We start from the raw sequence: 17,788 nt of genomic DNA on the forward strand, positions 1-17,788 counted from the left end.
GGGACGTTTAAGACTAAGACGTTGATAGGCTGGGTGTGTAAGTGCAGCGATGCATTGAGCTAACCAGTACTAATGACCCGAGAGGCTTAACCTTACAACACCAAAGGTGTTTTTAGAGACTTGAAGTAGATTTTCAGCTGAAGTTCCGAGATTGGTTCGTAGTGCAAGCCTGATTTAAGGTGAGCGGTATGGATGAAACAGAATTTGCCTGGCGGCACTAGCGCGGTGGTCCCACCTGACCCCATGCCGAACTCAGAAGTGAAACGCCGTAGCGCCGATGGTAGTGTGGGGTCTCCCCATGCGAGAGTAGGGAACTGCCAGGCATCAAATTAGTTCCTTTTCCCCTGACAAGGAAAATAACAGGAACAAACAGGTATCAGACGATTGCTGATACGTGTGAAAGAACCGGTGGAGCGGTAGTTCAGTTGGTTAGAATACCTGCCTGTCACGCAGGGGGTCGCGGGTTCGAGCCCCGTCCGTTCCGCCAATTATTAAAAATTATGCCTGCTAAATTAGCAGGCATAATAGTAAGCGTAATTTAGGGGCGTAGCTCAGTTGGTAGAGCACCGGTCTCCAAAACCGGGTGTCGCGAGTTCGAGTCTCTCCGCCCCTGCCATATTTAAACCCTTCGCGAAAGCGAGGGGTTTTTTTTCGTCTCAATTTCCTGAAACTCCTCTCTATTTTTTAACCTCTTCCCCTTAGCCCCATTATTCTGGGGATTATTTGCACCAATGGGCTCAAAATCTTCGCTTTTGCCAGTTGTTTTTTGTCATGTTTTGGCTGAATACATGCACGAATTGATTGTTCTCCCCGTATGTGACCTCGCTCATGCTCCCATTTTCCCTATGTACTAAACCTAATCATCGTCTTATGACGACTATCAGACCCTGACAGCATTCTTTTATCCTTTTTCCGACAAAACTGTCGTAGCGGCTGAATGCGTATGTCGGGTAAACGTCCTGGCCGTACCCTACGAGTCATAACAAAAAGTAGCTCAGACTACACGCGAGGAAAGAAACATGTACAAACGCTTATTTGTGGCAGCAGCAGTAGCAACAGCATTTTGTGGCGCAGTTCAGGCGGCTCCGCTGGTTGTTGGTTTTTCGCAGATCGGCTCTGAGTCTGGGTGGCGTTCTGCGGAAACCAAAGTCTCTAAATCAGAAGCGGAAAAACGTGGTATTACACTGAAAATATCTGATGCTCAGCAAAAACAAGAGAACCAAATCAAAGCAATACGTTCATTCATCGCACAGGGTGTTGATGCCATTTTCATCGCTCCTGTTGTTGCTACTGGCTGGGCTCCGGTTCTGACCGAAGCTAAAGAAGCTAAGATCCCTGTGTTCCTGTTAGACCGTACGATCGAGGTCAGTGATCCGTCTCTTTACACTGCTGCAGTCGCTTCTGACAGCGTATATGAGGGCAAAGTGGCGGGTGACTGGCTGGTGAAGGACGCTGCTGGCAAACCATGTAATGTTGTCGAATTGCAGGGTACGGTCGGTGCCAGTGTGGCGTTAAATCGTAAACAAGGCTTTGCAGATGCGTTGAAAGCTGCACCAAACGTCAAAATTATCCGCTCACAGTCCGGCGATTTCACCCGCAGTAAAGGCAAAGAAGTCATGGAAAGCTTCATCAAGGCTGAGCAAAACGGTAAGAACATTTGTGCTGTTTACGCCCATAACGACGATATGGCGATCGGTGCAATTCAGGCTATCAAAGAAGCTGGCCTGAAACCGGGTTCGCAGATCAAAATCGTCTCTATCGACGGTGTTCCTGATATCTACAAAGCTATGCTGGCGGGTGAAGCGAATGCTTCTGTTGAGCTGACACCAAACATGGCTGGCCCGGCATTTGATGCGCTGATTGCGATGAAAAAGGATGGTACGCAACCGAAGAAATTCATTCAGACTCAATCCGCGTTGATCCTGCCGGACATGGCTCAGAAAGAGTATGACATGAAGAAAAACATGGGTTACTGAGCCGGTTTACCGGCTTGTCTCACGGGCAAGCCGGTAACAATTATTCCCTTTTCGCTTATAGCGAATGCAGCAGGAGTAGTGACGTGACGGATAATCCTGGTTCAGAAACGCTGCTTGAAGTACGCGGCTTATCAGTTGAATTCCCCGGCGTAAAAGCGCTGGAAAATGTCGACTTTACCCTCGAACGCGGTGAAATTGTTGCCCTTTTAGGTGAGAACGGCGCCGGTAAGTCCACAATGATTAAGGCCCTCACCGGTGTCTATAAACGTTCTGCTGGCCAGGTCTTTCTTAACGGAAAACCGATCGAGCCAATCAGTACTGCTGATGCCCAGTCGCTGGGGATTGGTACGGTATATCAGGAAGTAAATCTCCTGCCAAATATCTCTGTTGCTGCCAACTTGTTCATTGGGCGCGAGCCAACCCGTTTCGGGCTGGTTAATCAGCGCAAGATGGAACAACAGGCCGACGCCCTTCTGGAAGGCTATGGGCTGCATCTGGATGTCAGCCAGCCACTCTCAACCTACTCCATTGCGATTCAGCAAATCGTGGCAATTGCCCGCGCTGTTGACCTGTCTGCACAGGTTTTAATTCTTGATGAACCCACTGCCAGCCTTGATGCCAAAGAAGTCAGTATGTTGCTCGATATTCTGGTTCAACTGCGTAATAAAGGGGTGGGGATGATTTTCGTCACCCATTTCCTCGATCAGGTTTATCGGATCAGCGACCGGATTACCGTTTTGCGAAACGGTAAGCGTGTGGGGTCTGAACGAACGGTGGATTTACCGCGTATCGATCTCGTGCCGATGATGCTAGGACACAGTTTTGATGAAAACCTGCTCAAACGCACCGAACATAGAAATGTAACGGGCGAGCCATTAGTGGATTTCAAAGGCTATGGGCGTCGAGGTGTGGTCGAACATTTTGACCTGAAAGTACGTCGGGGGGAAATCGTCGGACTGGCGGGTTTACTGGGATCAGGACGGACGGAAACCGCTCAGCTGATTTTTGGCATTAAAGGGCATGACAGCGGCAATGCACGTGTCGATGGCAAAGAAGTCGCCATCAGCACGCCCAGAAAAGCGGCTAAACTGGGATTTGGTTACTGCCCGGAAGATCGTAAAACCGATGGCATTATCGGCGCGGCTACAGTGCGTGAAAATATCATCCTTGCCTTACAGGCGCAGCGCGGCTGGTTGCGTCCTTTACCCATGAAAGAGCAGCATCAGATCGCCGAAAAATTTATCAAACTCCTTGGCATCCGTACACCCGGCACTGAGCAGGAAATTCAGTATCTTTCCGGTGGTAACCAGCAAAAAGTATTGCTGTCTCGCTGGCTTGCAACCAATCCTCGTTTCCTCATTCTCGATGAACCTACCCGTGGGATTGACGTCGGTGCCCATGCAGAAATCATCCGTCTGATTGAAAAACTTTGTGACGAAGGCCTGGCGTTACTGGTCATTTCCTCTGAGCTGGAAGAACTGGCGGGTTATGCCGATCGTATTGTTGTCTTACGAGACCGTCGTCATATTGCCGAAATTGAGCAGGCTGATATCTCCGTGCCAGCCATTATGAAAGCCATTGCGGCGCAATGAGGGGAGATAGTGATGAATAACAGGAGCCTGCCAATGACGGGAAAACCGCGCAAAGTAAGATGGGTATTTCCAAAAGGCACCACGCAAATCGGTGCTTTCGTCGCAATATTAATCATAGACAGCCTGGTCGCCCCGGGCTTTTTCTCTATCCATATTCAGGATGGCCGCTTGTTTGGCAGCCTGGTGGATATTTTCAACCGTGGTGCCCCTGTCGCTTTGCTGGCTCTCGGGATGACGCTGGTTATCGCGACCGGCGGCATCGACCTTTCCGTCGGTGCGGTCATGGCGATTGCCGGTGCAACAGCCGCGACCATGACGGTGCAAGGATATCCGCTGATGATCGTGCTGCTGGCCTCGGTCGGGGTGGGGGCAATATGCGGTTTGTGGAATGGCTTTTTGGTCGCTGTTCTGCAAATTCAGCCGATTGTTGCCACGCTGATGCTGATGGTCGCCGGACGTGGCATCGCACAGCTAATTACGGAAGGGCAAATCGTCACGTTTGAACACAATGGCCTATCGCAGTTTGGCAGTGGTTCTTTGTTCTATCTGCCAATGCCGGTGATCATTGCCGTCGCTATGCTGGTTCTTGTCTGGGCACTGACGCGGAAAACAGCGCTTGGCCTGTTCATCGAATCAGTCGGCATCAATATCCGTTCTGCTTATAACGCCGGCGTAAATGCCCGTTTAGTGCTGATCTCCACTTACGTCATCTGTGGGATTTGCGCGGCCGTTGCGGGCGTTATCATAACGGCCGATATTCGCGGAGCGGACGCCAATAATGCCGGACTATGGCTGGAACTTGATGCCATTCTTGCCGTCGTCATCGGCGGCGGCTCGTTACTGGGTGGACGTTTTAACCTGCTTCTTTCGGTTGTCGGTGCACTGATCATTCAGGGAATGAATACCGGCATTCTGCTCTCCGGCTTCAAACCGGAATTCAACCTGGTGCTGAAAGCTCTGGTGGTGCTAGCTGTACTGGTAGTTCAGTCGCCCCGCGTCTCTTTCAGTAATCTGTTCCGGAGGAAAGGATAATGCTCAAAAGAAATCTGCCCCTGCTGATTACTATCGTGGTTTTCCTGGCCGGATACGCCTATTGCTTCACTCAGTTCCCCGGTTTTGCATCCACACGCGTGTTTTTTGATTTGCTGACGGATAACGCGTTTCTCGGCATCGTGGCCGTCGGGATGACATTTGTCATCTTATCTGGCGGCATCGATCTGTCAGTGGGTTCTGTTATCGCTTTCACCGGTGTTTTGCTGGCGAAACTCATCGGTGCTTATGGCATCGCGCCTGGCTATGCTTTTGTCATCGTGCTGTTGATGGGCACCACGTTTGGTGCGCTGATGGGATGGATCATTGATACGTTGAAACTGCCGGCTTTCATCATCACGCTGGCGGGCATGTTTTTTGTGCGCGGTATGAGTTTTATTGTTTCGGAAGAATCGTTGCCGATTAACCATCCGGTTTATGAATTCCTCGCCAATTATGCCTGGAAAATGCCCGGTGGTGGTCGTTTCACATTGCTGGCTCTGGTTATGTTGCTGGTGGTGCTTGGCGGGATTATTCTGGCTCACCGTACGCGATTCGGTAACAACGTCTATGCCGTTGGCGGTAGCAATGTGTCGGCTGCGCTGATGGGGGTGCCGGTAAGGCGTACCACGATTTATATCTACATGCTGTCCAGTACGCTGGCGGTCTTATCGGGCATCATTTTCTCGCTCTACACCTCTGCGGGTTATGCACTCGCGGCGAGTGGTGTAGAACTGGATGCTATCGCCTCTGTTGTGATTGGGGGGACGTTACTGAGTGGCGGCGTAGGCACAGTTTTAGGCAGCTTGTTTGGCGTGCTTATTCAGGGGCTGATCCAAACCTACATCACTTTCGATGGTACGCTTAGTTCGTGGTGGACCAAAATCGTGATGGGCGTTTTGTTGTTTATCTTCATCGGATTGCAAAAAGGGATGGGCAGCTTCTGGACAGCCAGAAGAGCGCGCCATCCGCGACCAGAACCGTCCTGAAACAGGACGGTATCAGAAATTAGTGATCAGCGGTGTTTTGAGTAACTGACGGATCAACACTTGCTGGTCGCTGGTTTGCAGCCAGACGGCGTAAAGCGGGCGGATCACCGGCGGAATATCTTCATGTGCGGCCAGTTGCGGATATTCTTTGGCCCAGTGCGCAGGCAGGAACGCACAACCGCCGGTATTTTCCAGCAACTGACGCGTCAGATGTGCAGAGGTTGTGGTTAACACCGGTTCCTGATCGCTGTTTTGCAGTTTTTCCTGCTGAGGAAAATCAGCGCCCCATTCCAGCTTCACATACGGTGATTGTTCGCTTCTGACCGTTTTCTGCGATGAGAATAGTCGTAACGAGAAATTACCTAGTAACTGACTTGAGAGCTCGTCCATCTTTGGTGGCTCGGTGGTGATCAGCAAATCCAGTTGTCTTTCATGCAATTGTTTGACCAGCGACTGACGCAGTGCAATGCGCGCCTCAAGCCTAAGCGTGCCACGCTGGGTGTAAAGAGACTGCAGCCACGGGGTCAGATAGGCTTCCCAGAGCGACGCCGTCGCACCAATCGACAATTCTGTGTGCTGTAACGAGCGTACAACCTCTTTTTTCGCCATTTGCCACGTTGACATAAGATTCTCTGCATAAGGCAGCAGACGTTCTCCTGCGGGCGTTAAGCGGATGTTATTGCGATGCCGTGTGAATAAATTGGCGCCAAGTTGGGTTTCCAGTTGCCGGATACGAAAGCTGACAGCGGATTGCGTCAGGTAAAGGGATTCCGCCGCCCGACCAAAGTGGCGAGTTCTACTGACCTCCAAAAAGGTTTTCAGTAATTCCGTGTCCAAAACTATCTCCAATATTTTTTGTCGTTAAGATTTAAATGTTTTGTTTTACACAATGTCAAGCCTAACTAATACTCCGCGCCATAACAGCACGACCATGAGAGAATTAGGAGCGTGTCAGATGGCGGAAAGCTTCACCACGACAAGTCGTTTTTTTGATAATAAACATTACCCTCGCGGGTTCTCCCGGCATGGCGATTTCACCATTAAAGAAGCGCAAATGCTAGAACGTTACGGCTTTGCTTTTAACGAGCTGGATCTGGGAAAACGTGAGCCCGTTACCGACGAAGAAAAACTGTTCCTGGAGGTTTGCCGTGGTACGCGCGAACCTGTAACGGATGCAGAAAAAGTGTGGAACAAATACATTGTCCGCACTCGTCGTCCGAAGAAATTCCACACGTTGTCTGGCGGTAAACCGCAGGCTGACGCTGTAGAAGACTACACGGAAAGCGATGACTAATGAAACGGGGCGATGCCCCGTTTTTTTATGCCAGACTCTTATGTAGAGTTAACAATAGCCTATCCATGCTGCGATAGCTCAGTGCTTCAGCAATATGTCTTCGTTCAATCGATTCCTCGCCACCCAAATCAGCCAATGTTCTCGCGACTTTCAGAATGCGATGCCAGGCTCTGACCGATAATCCCAGTTTATGCAGGACTTCTTCCAAAAATTCAGCATCTGCTTTGGTTAACACACAGTACGTCTCCACTTCGCTACTGCTCAGATGCGCGTTGATTTTTCCCGCGCGTTTTAACTGAATTTCTCTGGCGGTCAGTACCCGTTCCCGCACTTGTACACTATTTTCCCTGAGCGCAGGCGTATGGTTTTGCTGGCTCAAAATGCCGGGCGGCAGGAGCGGGACTTCAATCGACAGATCGAATCTGTCGAGAAATGGCCCGGAAAGCCGGCTCAGGTAGCGTAAAACCTGCTGTGGCGGTGTGCGGTTATGAATGCCCTGATAGTGTCCGGTCGGGCTGGGATTCATCGCTGCAATCAGTTGCGCTCTTGCCGGATAGCGGACTTTCGCCCGTGCACGGGAAATGGTGATTTCGCCGGATTCCATTGGCTGGCGCAAGGCATCAAGAACCTGGCGCTGAAATTCTGGCAGTTCGTCGAGAAACAATACGCCGTTATGTGCCAGTGATATTTCTCCCGGTCTGGGTAACGACCCGCCTCCCACCAGCGCGCTCATGGATGTGCTGTGATGCGGTGCACGAAAGGGGCGGATGCGTGAAAACTCGCCGTCATCTTCGGGGTTATACACCAGGCTGGCAATGGCGGCCGTTTCCAGCTTTTCCTCGTTACTCATGGGCGGCAGTAAACCGGGCAACCGGCTAGCCAGCATGGTTTTTCCGGTGCCAGGAGGCCCAATCAACAATAAATTATGCCCTCCCGCTGCCGCCACTTCGAGCGCGCGCTTTGATTGCTCCTGTCCGATGATATCGGCAATGTCAGGTTGATACCCGGGCGGAGGCGCCGTCGCCGGAAATTCAATCGGTGGCAAATTGTCCTCGCCCTGAAGGAATGCGCAGACCTGCAATAAGTGCCCGGCCACCTGCGCTACACCAGGATCAAGAAGCGTCATTTCCGTCTGATTACTTTGCGGCAGGATCAACACCCGGCCTTCTTTTTGCGCCTCAAGTGCCGCCGGAATCGCGCCATTTACGCTGCGCAGCGCACCGGAAAGGCCCAGCTCACCCAGAAACTCGTACTCCTCAAGCTTATCGTCCTGAAGCTGCTCTGAGGCCACCAGAATCGCCAGCGCGATGGACAAATCATACCGGCCGCCTTCTTTGGGTAAATCAGCAGGTGCAAGATTGACGGTGATGCGTTTGGCCGGAAAGGTAAACCCGCAGTTGATGATGGCGCTGCGAACCCGATCTCTGGCTTCCTTGACGGTGGTTTCCGGTAAACCGACCAGTGTCAGGGCCGGTAATCCGTTGCTGAGATGGACCTCAATCGAGACACCGGGTGCCTGAACCCCCAGCGATGCGCGGGTATATACCACGGCTAATGACATGCTTTTTCCTTTGCTATGAGCTCTGCTGACGGCAGCATGCCTGAGCTGGAAACGCTTTCGGGAAGAAGTTTGCTGCAATGCGTAATGCGATGGGAAAATAATCTGCAAGTCACCGACTTAACATGAAGGGATGCGAACTGCTTCGCAACGACAGCAATACTCCTTAACAGTTTAAGGTTTCTGGAAACAAATTAGCGGACTAATTAAGTTGCCGCAAATACCGGCAGGGGTGTTTAATCTTGCTGTATTTAACAATAAATAAACAAATACAGAACACTGATTAACATCTCTCTGCCTGACCAGGGATTTTCCGCAATGCCCTGGTGAGTGCACTACCTGCAGCTATTCCGAAATAGGGACTCACCCATGTTTGGTTGGACTTCTCGGCAGCGTAACGTTGCCATCGCCAGCTTTCTGAGCTGGACTCTCGACGCTTTCGATTTCTTCATTTTGGTCTTCCTGCTCAGCGATATCGCATCGGCATTTCAGGTAGATATCAAACAGGTCACGCTGGCAATACTGCTGACGCTGGCCGTGCGACCGATTGGGGCGTTGCTGTTCGGGCGTGCGGCGGAAAAGTACGGGCGCAAGCCGGTGCTGATGGTCAATATCGCGCTATTTTCTTTCTTCGAGCTGTGTACTGCGGCGGCACCTTCCCTGACCGTTTTCCTGATCCTTCGCGTGATTTACGGCATTGCGATGGGCGGTGTCTGGGGCGTAGCTTCTTCTCTGGCGATGGAAACCATCCCTGACCGTTCCCGTGGCGTGATGTCGGGGATTTTTCAGGCGGGTTATCCGTTTGGTTATCTGCTGGCGGCGGTGGTATATGGTTTGCTGTTTAACGTGGTCGGCTGGCGCGGCATGTTTGTGATTGGTGCGATACCGGTTTTCCTGCTGCCTTTCATCTGGTTCAAAGTACAGGAATCGCCGGTCTGGCTGGCGGCGCGGGAACGCAACGAAAGCACGGCACTGATGCCGGTGCTGAAGAAAAACTGGAAGCTATGTATTTATCTGGTTGTGCTGATGGCGGGTTTTAATTTCTTCAGCCACGGTACGCAAGATCTCTATCCGACGTTCCTGAAAGTTCAGCACGGTTTTGACGCACATACCGTCAGTTTAATCGCCATAAGCTACAACATTGCGTCAATTATCGGTGGGATCTTCTTTGGTTCGCTGTCTGAGAAAATTGGTCGTAAGAAAGCGATTATTATCGCCGCGTTGCTTTCACTGCCGGTCATTCCATTATGGGCTTTCTCCGGCGGTTCATGGATGCTGGGGCTGGGCGCGTTCCTGATGCAGTTTATGGTGCAGGGCGCATGGGGCGTCGTGCCGACTTATCTGACCGAACTGGTGCCTGCTAACACGCGCGCGGTTCTGCCGGGGTTTGTTTACCAGCTCGGTAATCTGATTGCTTCGGTTAATGCGACGCTTCAGGCTTACATTGCCGAAAGCCACGGACACAACTACGGACTGGCGATGGCAATTGTGGCCGGTACCGTCGCCATCCTGATTTCTGTTCTGGTGGCATTTGGCCGGGATACCCGCGGAAAAGCGATTGCTGGAGCAATAAATAATCAAACGGCAAATCATCACGCTAAGTTTTGATTTTTCAGATGATTTTTCATGGTTTCTGCAACAGACTGCAAATAATAACGCAAGAAAAGTGTTGTCATTAATCATCTTACTGTGATAACTCTGTAGGCAATCGTTCGCAATATGAATTTTAGAAACCTAAAAATGAAAGCCCTTCTCCTCGTAGTTAGCCTAGTCGTGATTAGCGTGGTGGTGATTATTATCCCACCGTGCGGGGCTGCACTTGGACGAAGAAAGGCTTATTAAACAAGCCTGAACCTGAAAAGAAACCCCGCACCGAAAGGTCCGGGGTTTTTTTTTGGGTCAGGAATTTCAGAGAACAGAGAAGCGGGGTCGGAAAATGAGCAACAGCATAATATTCTGCACTTGTCGCAAAAAGGCAGGAGAATAAAGATGAACGGAGCACAATGGGTAGTACAAGCGTTGCGTGCGCAGGGTGTAAATACAGTATTTGGTTATCCTGGCGGGGCAATCATGCCGGTATACGATGCATTGTATGACGGCGGCGTGGAACACCTGTTGTGCCGGCATGAGCAGGGTGCTGCAATGGCCGCCATCGGCTATGCCCGTTCTACCGGAAAAGTTGGCGTCTGTATCGCCACTTCCGGTCCTGGTGCGACCAACCTGATCACCGGTCTGGCCGACGCGCTGTTAGACTCCGTTCCGCTGGTGGCCATCACCGGGCAGGTTGGTTCTGCCTTCATCGGCACCGATGCCTTCCAGGAAATCGACGTTTTAGGGTTGTCCCTGGCCTGCACCAAACACAGTTTCCTGGTTGAATCTCTGGAAGCGCTGCCGGAAATCATGGCGGAAGCCTTTGCCATCGCCAGCTCCGGTCGTCCGGGCCCGGTTCTGATCGACATTCCGAAAGATATCCAGCTGGCCGTGGGTGAATTACCGCCGCATCTGGTGGCGGTTGAAGAAACTTTTCCGCATCCTGCGGCTGAATTACAACAAGCCCGCGCCATGATCGCTGCCGCGCAAAAACCGATGGTTTACGTCGGTGGCGGTGTCGGTATCGCGCAGGCCGTTCCGGCATTACGCGAATTCATTACTGCGACAGGCATTCCTGCGGTAGCAACGTTGAAAGGTCTGGGGGCGCCGGATGCCAGCGACCCATGTTATCTGGGTATGCTGGGCATGCACGGTACCAAAGCGGCGAATCTGGCTGTTCAGTCCTGCGATTTGCTGATTGCCGTCGGTGCGCGTTTCGACGACCGCGTGACCGGCAAGCTGAATACTTTTGCGCCAGACGCCGCGGTTATCCACATGGATATCGATCCGGCCGAGCTGAACAAATTGCGCCAGGCGCATGTGGCGTTGCAGGGTGATCTGAATGCGCTGTTACCGGCGCTGCAACAACCCCTGAACATCAACGCCTGGCGTGATGAAGTGATGACGCTGAAAGCGCAGGGCGAATGGCGCTACGATCATCCGGGTGAAGCGATTTATGCGCCGTTGTTACTGAAACAAATCTCTGACCGTAAATCGGCCAATACCGTGGTGACCACCGACGTCGGCCAGCATCAGATGTGGACCTCGCAACATATGCAGTTCACCCGCCCGGAAAACTTCATCACCTCCAGCGGTCTGGGCACGATGGGTTTCGGCGTTCCTGCCGCCGTCGGCGCACAGGTTGCCCGCCCGGACGATATGGTGATCTGCGTTTCCGGTGACGGTTCATTCATGATGAATGTTCAGGAGCTGGGCACCATCAAGCGAAAACAGTTGCCCGTCAAAATCCTGTTGCTGGATAACCAGCGATTAGGGATGGTTCGACAGTGGCAGGAATTGTTCTTCGACGGACGCTTCAGTGAAACCAACCTCTCCGATAACCCCGATTTTGTCACGCTGGCCAGCGCATTCAACATCCCCGGCCAACGTATCCACCGTAAAGATCAAGTCGATGCCGCTCTGGACGCTTTCTTCAACAGTGAAGGTCCGTATTTGCTCCAGGTTTCCATCGACGAAAATGAGAATGTCTGGCCGCTGGTTCCACCGGGCGCAGGCAACGAAACCATGCTGGAGAAAATGTCATGATGCAACATAACGTCTCAATTCAGGCCCGCTTCCGCCCCGAAATGTTAGAGCGCGTATTACGCGTCGTCCGTCACCGTGGTTTTCAGGTGTGCGCAATGAACATGACGCCGATGGTCAATGCGGAAAACATAAATATCGAATTGACCGTTGCCAGTCAGCGGCCCGTAGATTTACTGTCTTCACAGTTACGCAAACTTATGGATGTCGCTTGTGTCGAGATCCAGCAACATACATCACAACAAATACGCGCGAATGCGTGAGTAAAGGAACGAGAGAATGACGAAGAAAGCTGATTACATTTGGTTCAACGGCGAGATGGTTCCGTGGGCAGAAGCTAAAGTCCATGTCATGTCACACGCACTGCATTACGGCACTTCCGTTTTCGAAGGCGTGCGTTGCTACGACTCCCATAAAGGCCCGGTCGTATTCCGTCACCGTGAACATATGCAGCGTCTGCGCGATTCCGCAAAAATTTACCGTATGCCTGTTTCCCAGAGCGTGGATGAGCTGATGGAAGCTTGCCGCGAAACCCTGCGTAAAAACAATCTGGTCAGCGCGTATATCCGTCCGCTGGTGTTTGTCGGCGATGTGGGTATGGGCGTTAATCCGCCGGACGGCTACAAAACTGATGTGATCATCGCCGCCTTCCCGTGGGGCGCGTATCTGGGTGAAGAAGCGCTGGAGCAGGGTATCGACGCGATGGTGTCTTCATGGAACCGCGTTGCTGCAAACACCATTCCAACCGCTGCGAAAGCCGGTGGTAACTACCTGTCCTCCCTGCTGGTCGGCAGCGAAGCACGTCGTCACGGTTATCAGGAAGGTATCGCGCTGGACATTCACGGCTATGTGTCTGAAGGCGCTGGCGAAAACCTGTTTGAAGTGAAAGAAGGCATTCTGTTCACACCGCCATTTACCTCTTCTGCCCTGCCAGGTATCACCCGTGACGCTATTATTAAACTGGCAAAAGACCTGGGTCTTGAAGTGCGTGAGCAAGTTCTGTCCCGTGAATCCCTGTATCTGGCAGACGAAGTCTTCATGTCCGGTACCGCTGCAGAAATCACCCCGGTGCGCAGCGTTGACGGCATTCAGGTCGGTATCGGTAAACGTGGTCCGGTGACCAAACAAATTCAGGATGCATTCTTCGGCCTGTTCACCGGCAAAACCGAAGATAAATGGGGTTGGCTGGATCCAATCAACCCACAATAATTTTACCCGTCATCCTTCAGGCCGCCTCCGCGTTCGCTGCCTGGTGCAACCCGAATGATTCAGGGTAAATAAGAAATTCAGCAGGTAGCGATTTCGCTGCCTGCTAAACAGAAATGATTTGGAGTGAACAGAGCATGCCTAAGTACCGTTCCCACACCACGACACACGGCCGCAACATGGCTGGCGCCCGCGCATTATGGCGCGCTACCGGCATGACGGATAACGATTTTGGTAAGCCCATTATTGCCGTCGTCAACTCATTCACCCAGTTCGTGCCGGGCCACGTGCATTTGCGCGATTTGGGTAAGCTGGTTGCCGAGCAAATCGAAGCGTCCGGCGGCGTGGCGAAAGAATTCAACACTATCGCTGTGGATGACGGGATCGCCATGGGGCATGGCGGCATGCTGTATTCATTGCCTTCACGCGAACTGATTGCTGACTCGGTGGAATACATGGTTAACGCGCACTGCGCTGATGCCATGGTGTGTATTTCAAACTGCGACAAAATCACCCCGGGAATGCTGATGGCGTCACTGCGCCTGAATATTCCGGTGATCTTCGTTTCCGGTGGTCCGATGGAAGCCGGTAAAACCAAACTGTCTGACAAAATCATCAAACTCGACCTGGTCGATGCGATGATTCAGGGCGCAAACCCGAACGTCAGCGATGCCGACAGCGAACAAATCGAACGTTCTGCCTGTCCGACCTGCGGCTCCTGTTCCGGTATGTTTACCGCCAACTCCATGAACTGTCTGACCGAAGCGCTGGGTCTGTCTCAGCCGGGTAACGGTTCATTGCTGGCTACTCACGCCGATCGCCGCGATTTGTTCCTTAACGCCGGTCGCCGCATCGTTGAGCTGACCAAACGTTATTACGAAAAAGACGATGAAAGCGCATTGCCGCGCAACATCGCCAGCAAAGCGGCTTTCGAAAATGCCATGATCCTGGATATCGCGATGGGCGGCTCGACTAACACCGTTCTTCACCTGCTGGCTGCCGCGCAGGAAGGCGAAATCGACTTCGACATGACCGACATCGACCGTCTGTCACGCAAAGTCCCGCACCTGTGTAAAGTCGCGCCAAGCACTCAGAAATACCACATGGAAGACGTTCACCGTGCCGGTGGCGTGCTGGCGATTCTGGGCGAACTGGATCGCGCCAATCTCCTTAACCGCGACGTGAAAAACATTCTCGGCCTGACCCTGAACCAGACGCTGGATCAGTACGACATCATGCTGACCAAAGACGAAGCCGTGAAAAAAATGTTCCGCGCCGGTCCGGCCGGTATCCGCACCACGCAGGCGTTCTCGCAAGACTGCCGCTGGGATACGCTTGATGACGACCGCGCCGACGGCTGTATCCGTTCGCTTGAGCATGCGTTCAGCAAAGACGGTGGTCTGGCCGTGCTTTACGGCAACATCGCCGAAGCGGGCAGTATCGTTAAAACGGCGGGTGTGGATAAATCCAACCTGACTTTCCGTGGTCCGGCAAAAGTGTACGAAAGCCAGGACAGCGCGGTTGAAGCGATTCTTGGCGGCAAAGTGGTTTCCGGCGACGTTGTTGTGATTCGTTACGAAGGGCCGAAAGGCGGGCCGGGCATGCAGGAAATGCTGTATCCGACCACTTACCTGAAATCCATGGGTCTCGGCAAAGAGTGCGCGCTGATTACCGATGGTCGTTTCTCCGGCGGCACATCCGGTCTGTCTATCGGCCACGTTTCTCCGGAAGCGGGCAGCGGCGGCCTGATTGCGTTGGTGGAAGATGGCGACATCATCGATATCGACATTCCGAACCGTAGCATGGTGCTGGATGTGCCTGCGGCAGAACTGGCGGCGCGTCACGAAGCTGAACTGGCACGTGGCGACAAAGCCTGGACGCCGAAAAACCGCGAACGTGTGGTTTCACTTGCGCTGCGTGCTTACGCATTGCTGGCGACCAGTGCCGATAAAGGCGCAGTGCGCGACAAGTCTAAGCTGGGAGGCTGACAGTCATGGCGGTATCACAACCTCTACCCGACCAGCCGTGCGGCGCAGAATACCTGCGTGCCGTGCTGCGTGCGCCGGTTTATGAAGTCGCACAGGTTACGCCTTTGCAGGTCATGGAAAAGATCTCTTCCCGGTTGGGTAACACCATTCTGGTGAAGAGGGAGGATCGTCAGGCCGTCCACAGTTTTAAACTGCGCGGTGCCTATTCGATGATCGCCAGCCTGACGGAAGAACAGGCTGCGCGTGGCGTTATCACTGCGTCCGCGGGAAATCACGCGCAGGGCGTTGCATTGTCGGCGACCAAAAAAGGCATCAAATCTCTGATTGTGATGCCGGTTGCCACAGCGGATATCAAAGTGGATGCCGTGCGTAACTTTGGCGGTGAAGTGTTGCTGCATGGCGCGAATTTCGATGAGGCGAAAGCCAAAGCGATCATGCTGTCGCAGGAACAGGGCATGACTTTTGTGCCGCCATTTGACCATCCGGCGGTGATTGCCGGGCAGGGCACGCTGGCCATGGAGTTGCTGCAACAGGATGCGCATCTCGACCGCGTATTCGTGCCTGTCGGCGGTGGCGGCCTGGCCGCTGGTGTCGCCGTGCTCATCAAACAACTGATGCCGCAGATTCAGGTCATCGGTGTTGAAGCTGAAGATTCTGCCTGTCTGCGCGCGGCAATGGACGCCGGTGAACCGGTCGACCTGGCGCGTGTGGGTTTGTTCGCAGAAGGCGTGGCGGTGAAACGTATCGGCAACGAAACGTTCCGCTTGTGTCGCGAATATCTTGATGACGTCATCACCGTCGACAGCGATTCAATTTGTGCCGCGGTGAAAGACTTGTTCGAAGACGTGCGTGCGATTGCTGAACCTTCCGGCGCGCTGGCGCTGGCGGGACTGAAGAAATACGTGCAGCAGCACAATATTCAGGGCGAGCGTCTGGCGCATGTGCTTTCCGGCGCGAACGTGAATTTCCACGGTCTGCGTTATGTGTCGGAACGCTGTGAACTGGGCGAGCAACGCGAAGCGCTGCTGGCGGTGACCATTCCTGAGCGCAAAGGCAGTTTCCTGAAGTTTTGCCAGCTGTTGGGTGGCCGTTCGGTGACAGAGTTCAACTACCGTTATGCCGATGCCGACAACGCCTGCATTTTTGTGGGCGTGCGTCTGACGCGCGGTCACGCAGAGCGTCAGGAAATTATCGACGAACTGAATCACGACGGTTATCAGGTTGTGGATCTGTCCGACGATGAAATGGCGAAACTTCATGTGCGTTACATGGTGGGCGGGCGTCCGACCAAACCTCTGCGCGAGCGGCTTTACAGCTTTGAATTCCCGGAATCTCCGGGGGCTTTGCTGAAATTCCTGCATACGCTGGGCACGCACTGGAATATTTCGCTGTTCCATTACCGCAGTCACGGTACCGATTTCGGTCGTGTGCTGGCTGCGTTTGAGCTGAACGAAGAAGAGCCGGAGTTCGAGCAGAACCTGTCGGCGCTGGGTTATGACTGTCACAACGAAAGTGATAATCCGGCGTTCCGCTTCTTCCTGGCGGGCTAAAACTAAACGGGGCATCTGAAAAGTGCCCCTTTTTTATTCTGTAAACGTTCAGAGCAACTGCCAGAACGCGTCGATCAGTGGCTCGCTAAGGCGTTTTCTTTGCACGCAGACGCCCAGTTCCAGCGGCGCGCCGAGCGTGATGTTATCCAGAATGGAAATACGGTTGCGCACCGGTTCCGGGCTGTTATCGACCACTACGGACGGGATCAGCGCGATGCCGCAGCCGAGCGCGACCATCGATACAATGGCTTCGTGGCCGGATACCGTGGCATAAATCAGCGGATTGCTCAGGCGGTTGCGTTTGAACCAGGCGTCAATGCGTTTTCGCGCCGGGCCATGTTCCGGCAGGATGAACGGAATTTGTGACCAGTCCGGATGCGGCTCACTGACCTGGGTGCGGACGGCGCAGGGCAGGGAAGGAGAAATCAGGATCATCGGGATTTCGCCGATCTGCGTGAAATCGACGCTGCCCGGCAAACTTTCCGGACGTCCGGCAATCGCCAGATCCGCTTCGGTGGACTGGACTTTTTCAACCGCATCCGCAGCGTCGCCGGTGGTGAGTTTGATTTCGACCAGCGGATGCTGCGCACGGAAGCGGTCAAGGATTGGCGGCAAATGGCTGTAGGCGGCCGTCACCGAGCAGAACAGGTGCAGTTCGCCGCTCAGCGTCGGGCCATGCTGATCCAGCCCGCTGCGCAGTTGCTGGTAATGCAGCAGCGTCTGCTGGGCAAAGTTTTTGAGTTGTTCACCGGCACTGGTCAGTTGCACGGTGCGGTTATCACGCTGAAATAACGGCTGGCCGAGTTCTTCTTCCAGCCGCTGGATCTGGCGTGACAACGTGGATGGGCTGACATGCATCGCCTTCGACGAACGGCCAAAATGGCGACTTTCCGCCAGATGTAAAAACAGTTTCAGATCACGTAAGTCCATAAAGAATATCCGGCTCTTTGGTTTCACAGATGACAGGCTAAGT

General features: G+C 53.2%; 15 protein-coding genes, 2 tRNA genes and 2 rRNA genes. 16 read left to right on the forward strand and 3 right to left on the reverse strand.

What is annotated here, in order from left to right; all coding sequences use genetic code 11:
* The 8 genes from EX31_RS14930 to yjfF all read left to right on the forward strand — a co-directional run.
* Positions 1-94 (forward strand): 23S ribosomal RNA (locus EX31_RS14930); the annotation flags it as partial.
* A 113-nt stretch (positions 95-207) separates the two neighbouring features.
* Positions 208-323, forward strand: a 5S ribosomal RNA gene (rrf, locus tag EX31_RS14935).
* Between the two features lie 87 nt (positions 324-410).
* Positions 411-487, forward strand: a tRNA-Asp gene (locus EX31_RS14940).
* Between the two features lie 53 nt (positions 488-540).
* Positions 541-616 (forward strand) — tRNA-Trp (locus tag EX31_RS14945).
* A gap of 403 nt (positions 617-1,019) precedes the next feature.
* Positions 1,020-1,976: a galactofuranose ABC transporter, galactofuranose-binding protein YtfQ gene (ytfQ, locus tag EX31_RS14950; RefSeq protein ID WP_013577556.1), complete on the forward strand. Its 957-nt coding sequence runs from the start codon at positions 1,020-1,022 to the stop codon at positions 1,974-1,976.
* Between the two features lie 110 nt (positions 1,977-2,086).
* Entirely contained in the window at positions 2,087-3,568 is a 1,482-nt protein-coding gene (ytfR, locus tag EX31_RS14955; protein WP_183065415.1) for a galactofuranose ABC transporter, ATP-binding protein YtfR, read from the forward strand.
* 12 nt (positions 3,569-3,580) lie between these two features.
* Complete coding sequence (gene ytfT / locus EX31_RS14960) at positions 3,581-4,600, forward strand: galactofuranose ABC transporter, ATP-binding protein YtfT (RefSeq protein ID WP_015690591.1); 1,020 nt, start codon at positions 3,581-3,583, stop codon at positions 4,598-4,600.
* Complete coding sequence (yjfF, locus tag EX31_RS14965) at positions 4,600-5,586, forward strand: galactofuranose ABC transporter, permease protein YjfF (protein ID WP_013577553.1); 987 nt, start codon at positions 4,600-4,602, stop codon at positions 5,584-5,586. Before ytfT ends, yjfF begins: the two co-directional genes overlap by 1 nt.
* Positions 5,587-5,598: 12 nt before the next feature.
* Here yjfF and hdfR read toward each other — a convergent pair whose 3' ends face one another.
* Positions 5,599-6,423 (reverse strand): HTH-type transcriptional regulator HdfR, encoded by an 825-nt coding sequence (gene hdfR / locus EX31_RS14970; RefSeq protein WP_037035439.1) that lies wholly within the window; start codon positions 6,421-6,423, stop codon positions 5,599-5,601.
* A gap of 118 nt (positions 6,424-6,541) precedes the next feature.
* On the opposite strand from hdfR, the gene EX31_RS14975 reads away from it, so the two are divergent.
* Positions 6,542-6,880 carry a MaoP family protein gene (locus EX31_RS14975; RefSeq protein ID WP_013577551.1) on the forward strand — a complete coding sequence of 113 codons (339 nt, stop codon included), beginning with the start codon at positions 6,542-6,544 and terminating at the stop codon, positions 6,878-6,880.
* A gap of 25 nt (positions 6,881-6,905) precedes the next feature.
* Here the strand turns inward: EX31_RS14975 and EX31_RS14980 are convergent, their stop codons facing one another.
* Positions 6,906-8,441: a YifB family Mg chelatase-like AAA ATPase gene (locus EX31_RS14980; protein ID WP_037035441.1), complete on the reverse strand. Its 1,536-nt coding sequence runs from the start codon at positions 8,439-8,441 to the stop codon at positions 6,906-6,908.
* A 366-nt stretch (positions 8,442-8,807) separates the two neighbouring features.
* Here EX31_RS14980 and EX31_RS14985 point away from each other — a divergent pair, with 366 nt between their 5' ends.
* The 7 genes from EX31_RS14985 to ilvA all read left to right on the forward strand — a co-directional run bounded on the left by EX31_RS14985 (position 8,808) and on the right by ilvA (position 16,815).
* Entirely contained in the window at positions 8,808-10,046 is a 1,239-nt protein-coding gene (locus EX31_RS14985) for an MFS transporter (protein ID WP_037035442.1), read from the forward strand.
* A gap of 132 nt (positions 10,047-10,178) precedes the next feature.
* Complete coding sequence (ilvL, locus tag EX31_RS25375) at positions 10,179-10,280, forward strand: ilv operon leader peptide (protein WP_015699153.1); 102 nt, start codon at positions 10,179-10,181, stop codon at positions 10,278-10,280.
* Positions 10,281-10,427: 147 nt separating this feature from the next.
* Positions 10,428-12,074: an acetolactate synthase 2 catalytic subunit gene (gene ilvG, locus EX31_RS14990; protein WP_037035444.1), complete on the forward strand. Its 1,647-nt coding sequence runs from the start codon at positions 10,428-10,430 to the stop codon at positions 12,072-12,074.
* Positions 12,071-12,334 carry an acetolactate synthase 2 small subunit gene (gene ilvM / locus EX31_RS14995; RefSeq protein WP_013577547.1) on the forward strand — a complete coding sequence of 88 codons (264 nt, stop codon included), beginning with the start codon at positions 12,071-12,073 and terminating at the stop codon, positions 12,332-12,334. Before ilvG ends, ilvM begins: the two co-directional genes overlap by 4 nt.
* A 16-nt stretch (positions 12,335-12,350) precedes the next feature.
* Entirely contained in the window at positions 12,351-13,280 is a 930-nt protein-coding gene (locus EX31_RS15000) for a branched-chain amino acid transaminase (protein ID WP_013577546.1), read from the forward strand.
* 134 nt (positions 13,281-13,414) lie between these two features.
* Positions 13,415-15,265 (forward strand): dihydroxy-acid dehydratase, encoded by a 1,851-nt coding sequence (ilvD, locus tag EX31_RS15005; RefSeq protein WP_013577545.1) that lies wholly within the window; start codon positions 13,415-13,417, stop codon positions 15,263-15,265.
* A gap of 5 nt (positions 15,266-15,270) precedes the next feature.
* Positions 15,271-16,815: a threonine ammonia-lyase, biosynthetic gene (gene ilvA, locus EX31_RS15010; RefSeq protein ID WP_037035445.1), complete on the forward strand. Its 1,545-nt coding sequence runs from the start codon at positions 15,271-15,273 to the stop codon at positions 16,813-16,815.
* Between the two features lie 48 nt (positions 16,816-16,863).
* Here the strand turns inward: ilvA and ilvY are convergent, their stop codons facing one another.
* Entirely contained in the window at positions 16,864-17,745 is an 882-nt protein-coding gene (gene ilvY, locus EX31_RS15015) for an HTH-type transcriptional activator IlvY (RefSeq protein ID WP_037035446.1), read from the reverse strand.
* Between the last annotated feature and the right edge of the window lie 43 nt (positions 17,746-17,788).

It is taken from the genome of Rahnella sp. WP5 (assembly GCF_000745615.1).
In the GTDB taxonomy this organism is placed as follows: domain Bacteria; phylum Pseudomonadota; class Gammaproteobacteria; order Enterobacterales; family Enterobacteriaceae; genus Rahnella; species Rahnella aceris.

What these genes read in the sequence shown, in the direction of transcription:
- ilvM (WP_013577547.1), top strand. Translation starts at nt 12,071, where the DNA reads ATGATGCAACATAACGTCTCAATTCAGGCCCGCTTCCGCCCCGAAATG.
- EX31_RS14975 (WP_013577551.1), top strand. Translation starts at nt 6,542, where the DNA reads ATGGCGGAAAGCTTCACCACGACAAGTCGTTTTTTTGATAATAAACAT.
- EX31_RS15000 (WP_013577546.1), top strand. Translation starts at nt 12,351, where the DNA reads ATGACGAAGAAAGCTGATTACATTTGGTTCAACGGCGAGATGGTTCCG.
- ilvY (WP_037035446.1), bottom strand. Translation starts at nt 17,745, where the DNA reads ATGGACTTACGTGATCTGAAACTGTTTTTACATCTGGCGGAAAGTCGC.
- ytfT (WP_015690591.1), top strand. Translation starts at nt 3,581, where the DNA reads ATGAATAACAGGAGCCTGCCAATGACGGGAAAACCGCGCAAAGTAAGA.
- EX31_RS14980 (WP_037035441.1), bottom strand. Translation starts at nt 8,441, where the DNA reads ATGTCATTAGCCGTGGTATATACCCGCGCATCGCTGGGGGTTCAGGCA.
- ytfQ (WP_013577556.1), top strand. Translation starts at nt 1,020, where the DNA reads ATGTACAAACGCTTATTTGTGGCAGCAGCAGTAGCAACAGCATTTTGT.
- ilvD (WP_013577545.1), top strand. Translation starts at nt 13,415, where the DNA reads ATGCCTAAGTACCGTTCCCACACCACGACACACGGCCGCAACATGGCT.
- ilvA (WP_037035445.1), top strand. Translation starts at nt 15,271, where the DNA reads ATGGCGGTATCACAACCTCTACCCGACCAGCCGTGCGGCGCAGAATAC.
- EX31_RS14985 (WP_037035442.1), top strand. Translation starts at nt 8,808, where the DNA reads ATGTTTGGTTGGACTTCTCGGCAGCGTAACGTTGCCATCGCCAGCTTT.
- yjfF (WP_013577553.1), top strand. Translation starts at nt 4,600, where the DNA reads ATGCTCAAAAGAAATCTGCCCCTGCTGATTACTATCGTGGTTTTCCTG.
- ilvG (WP_037035444.1), top strand. Translation starts at nt 10,428, where the DNA reads ATGAACGGAGCACAATGGGTAGTACAAGCGTTGCGTGCGCAGGGTGTA.
- ilvL (WP_015699153.1), top strand. Translation starts at nt 10,179, where the DNA reads ATGAAAGCCCTTCTCCTCGTAGTTAGCCTAGTCGTGATTAGCGTGGTG.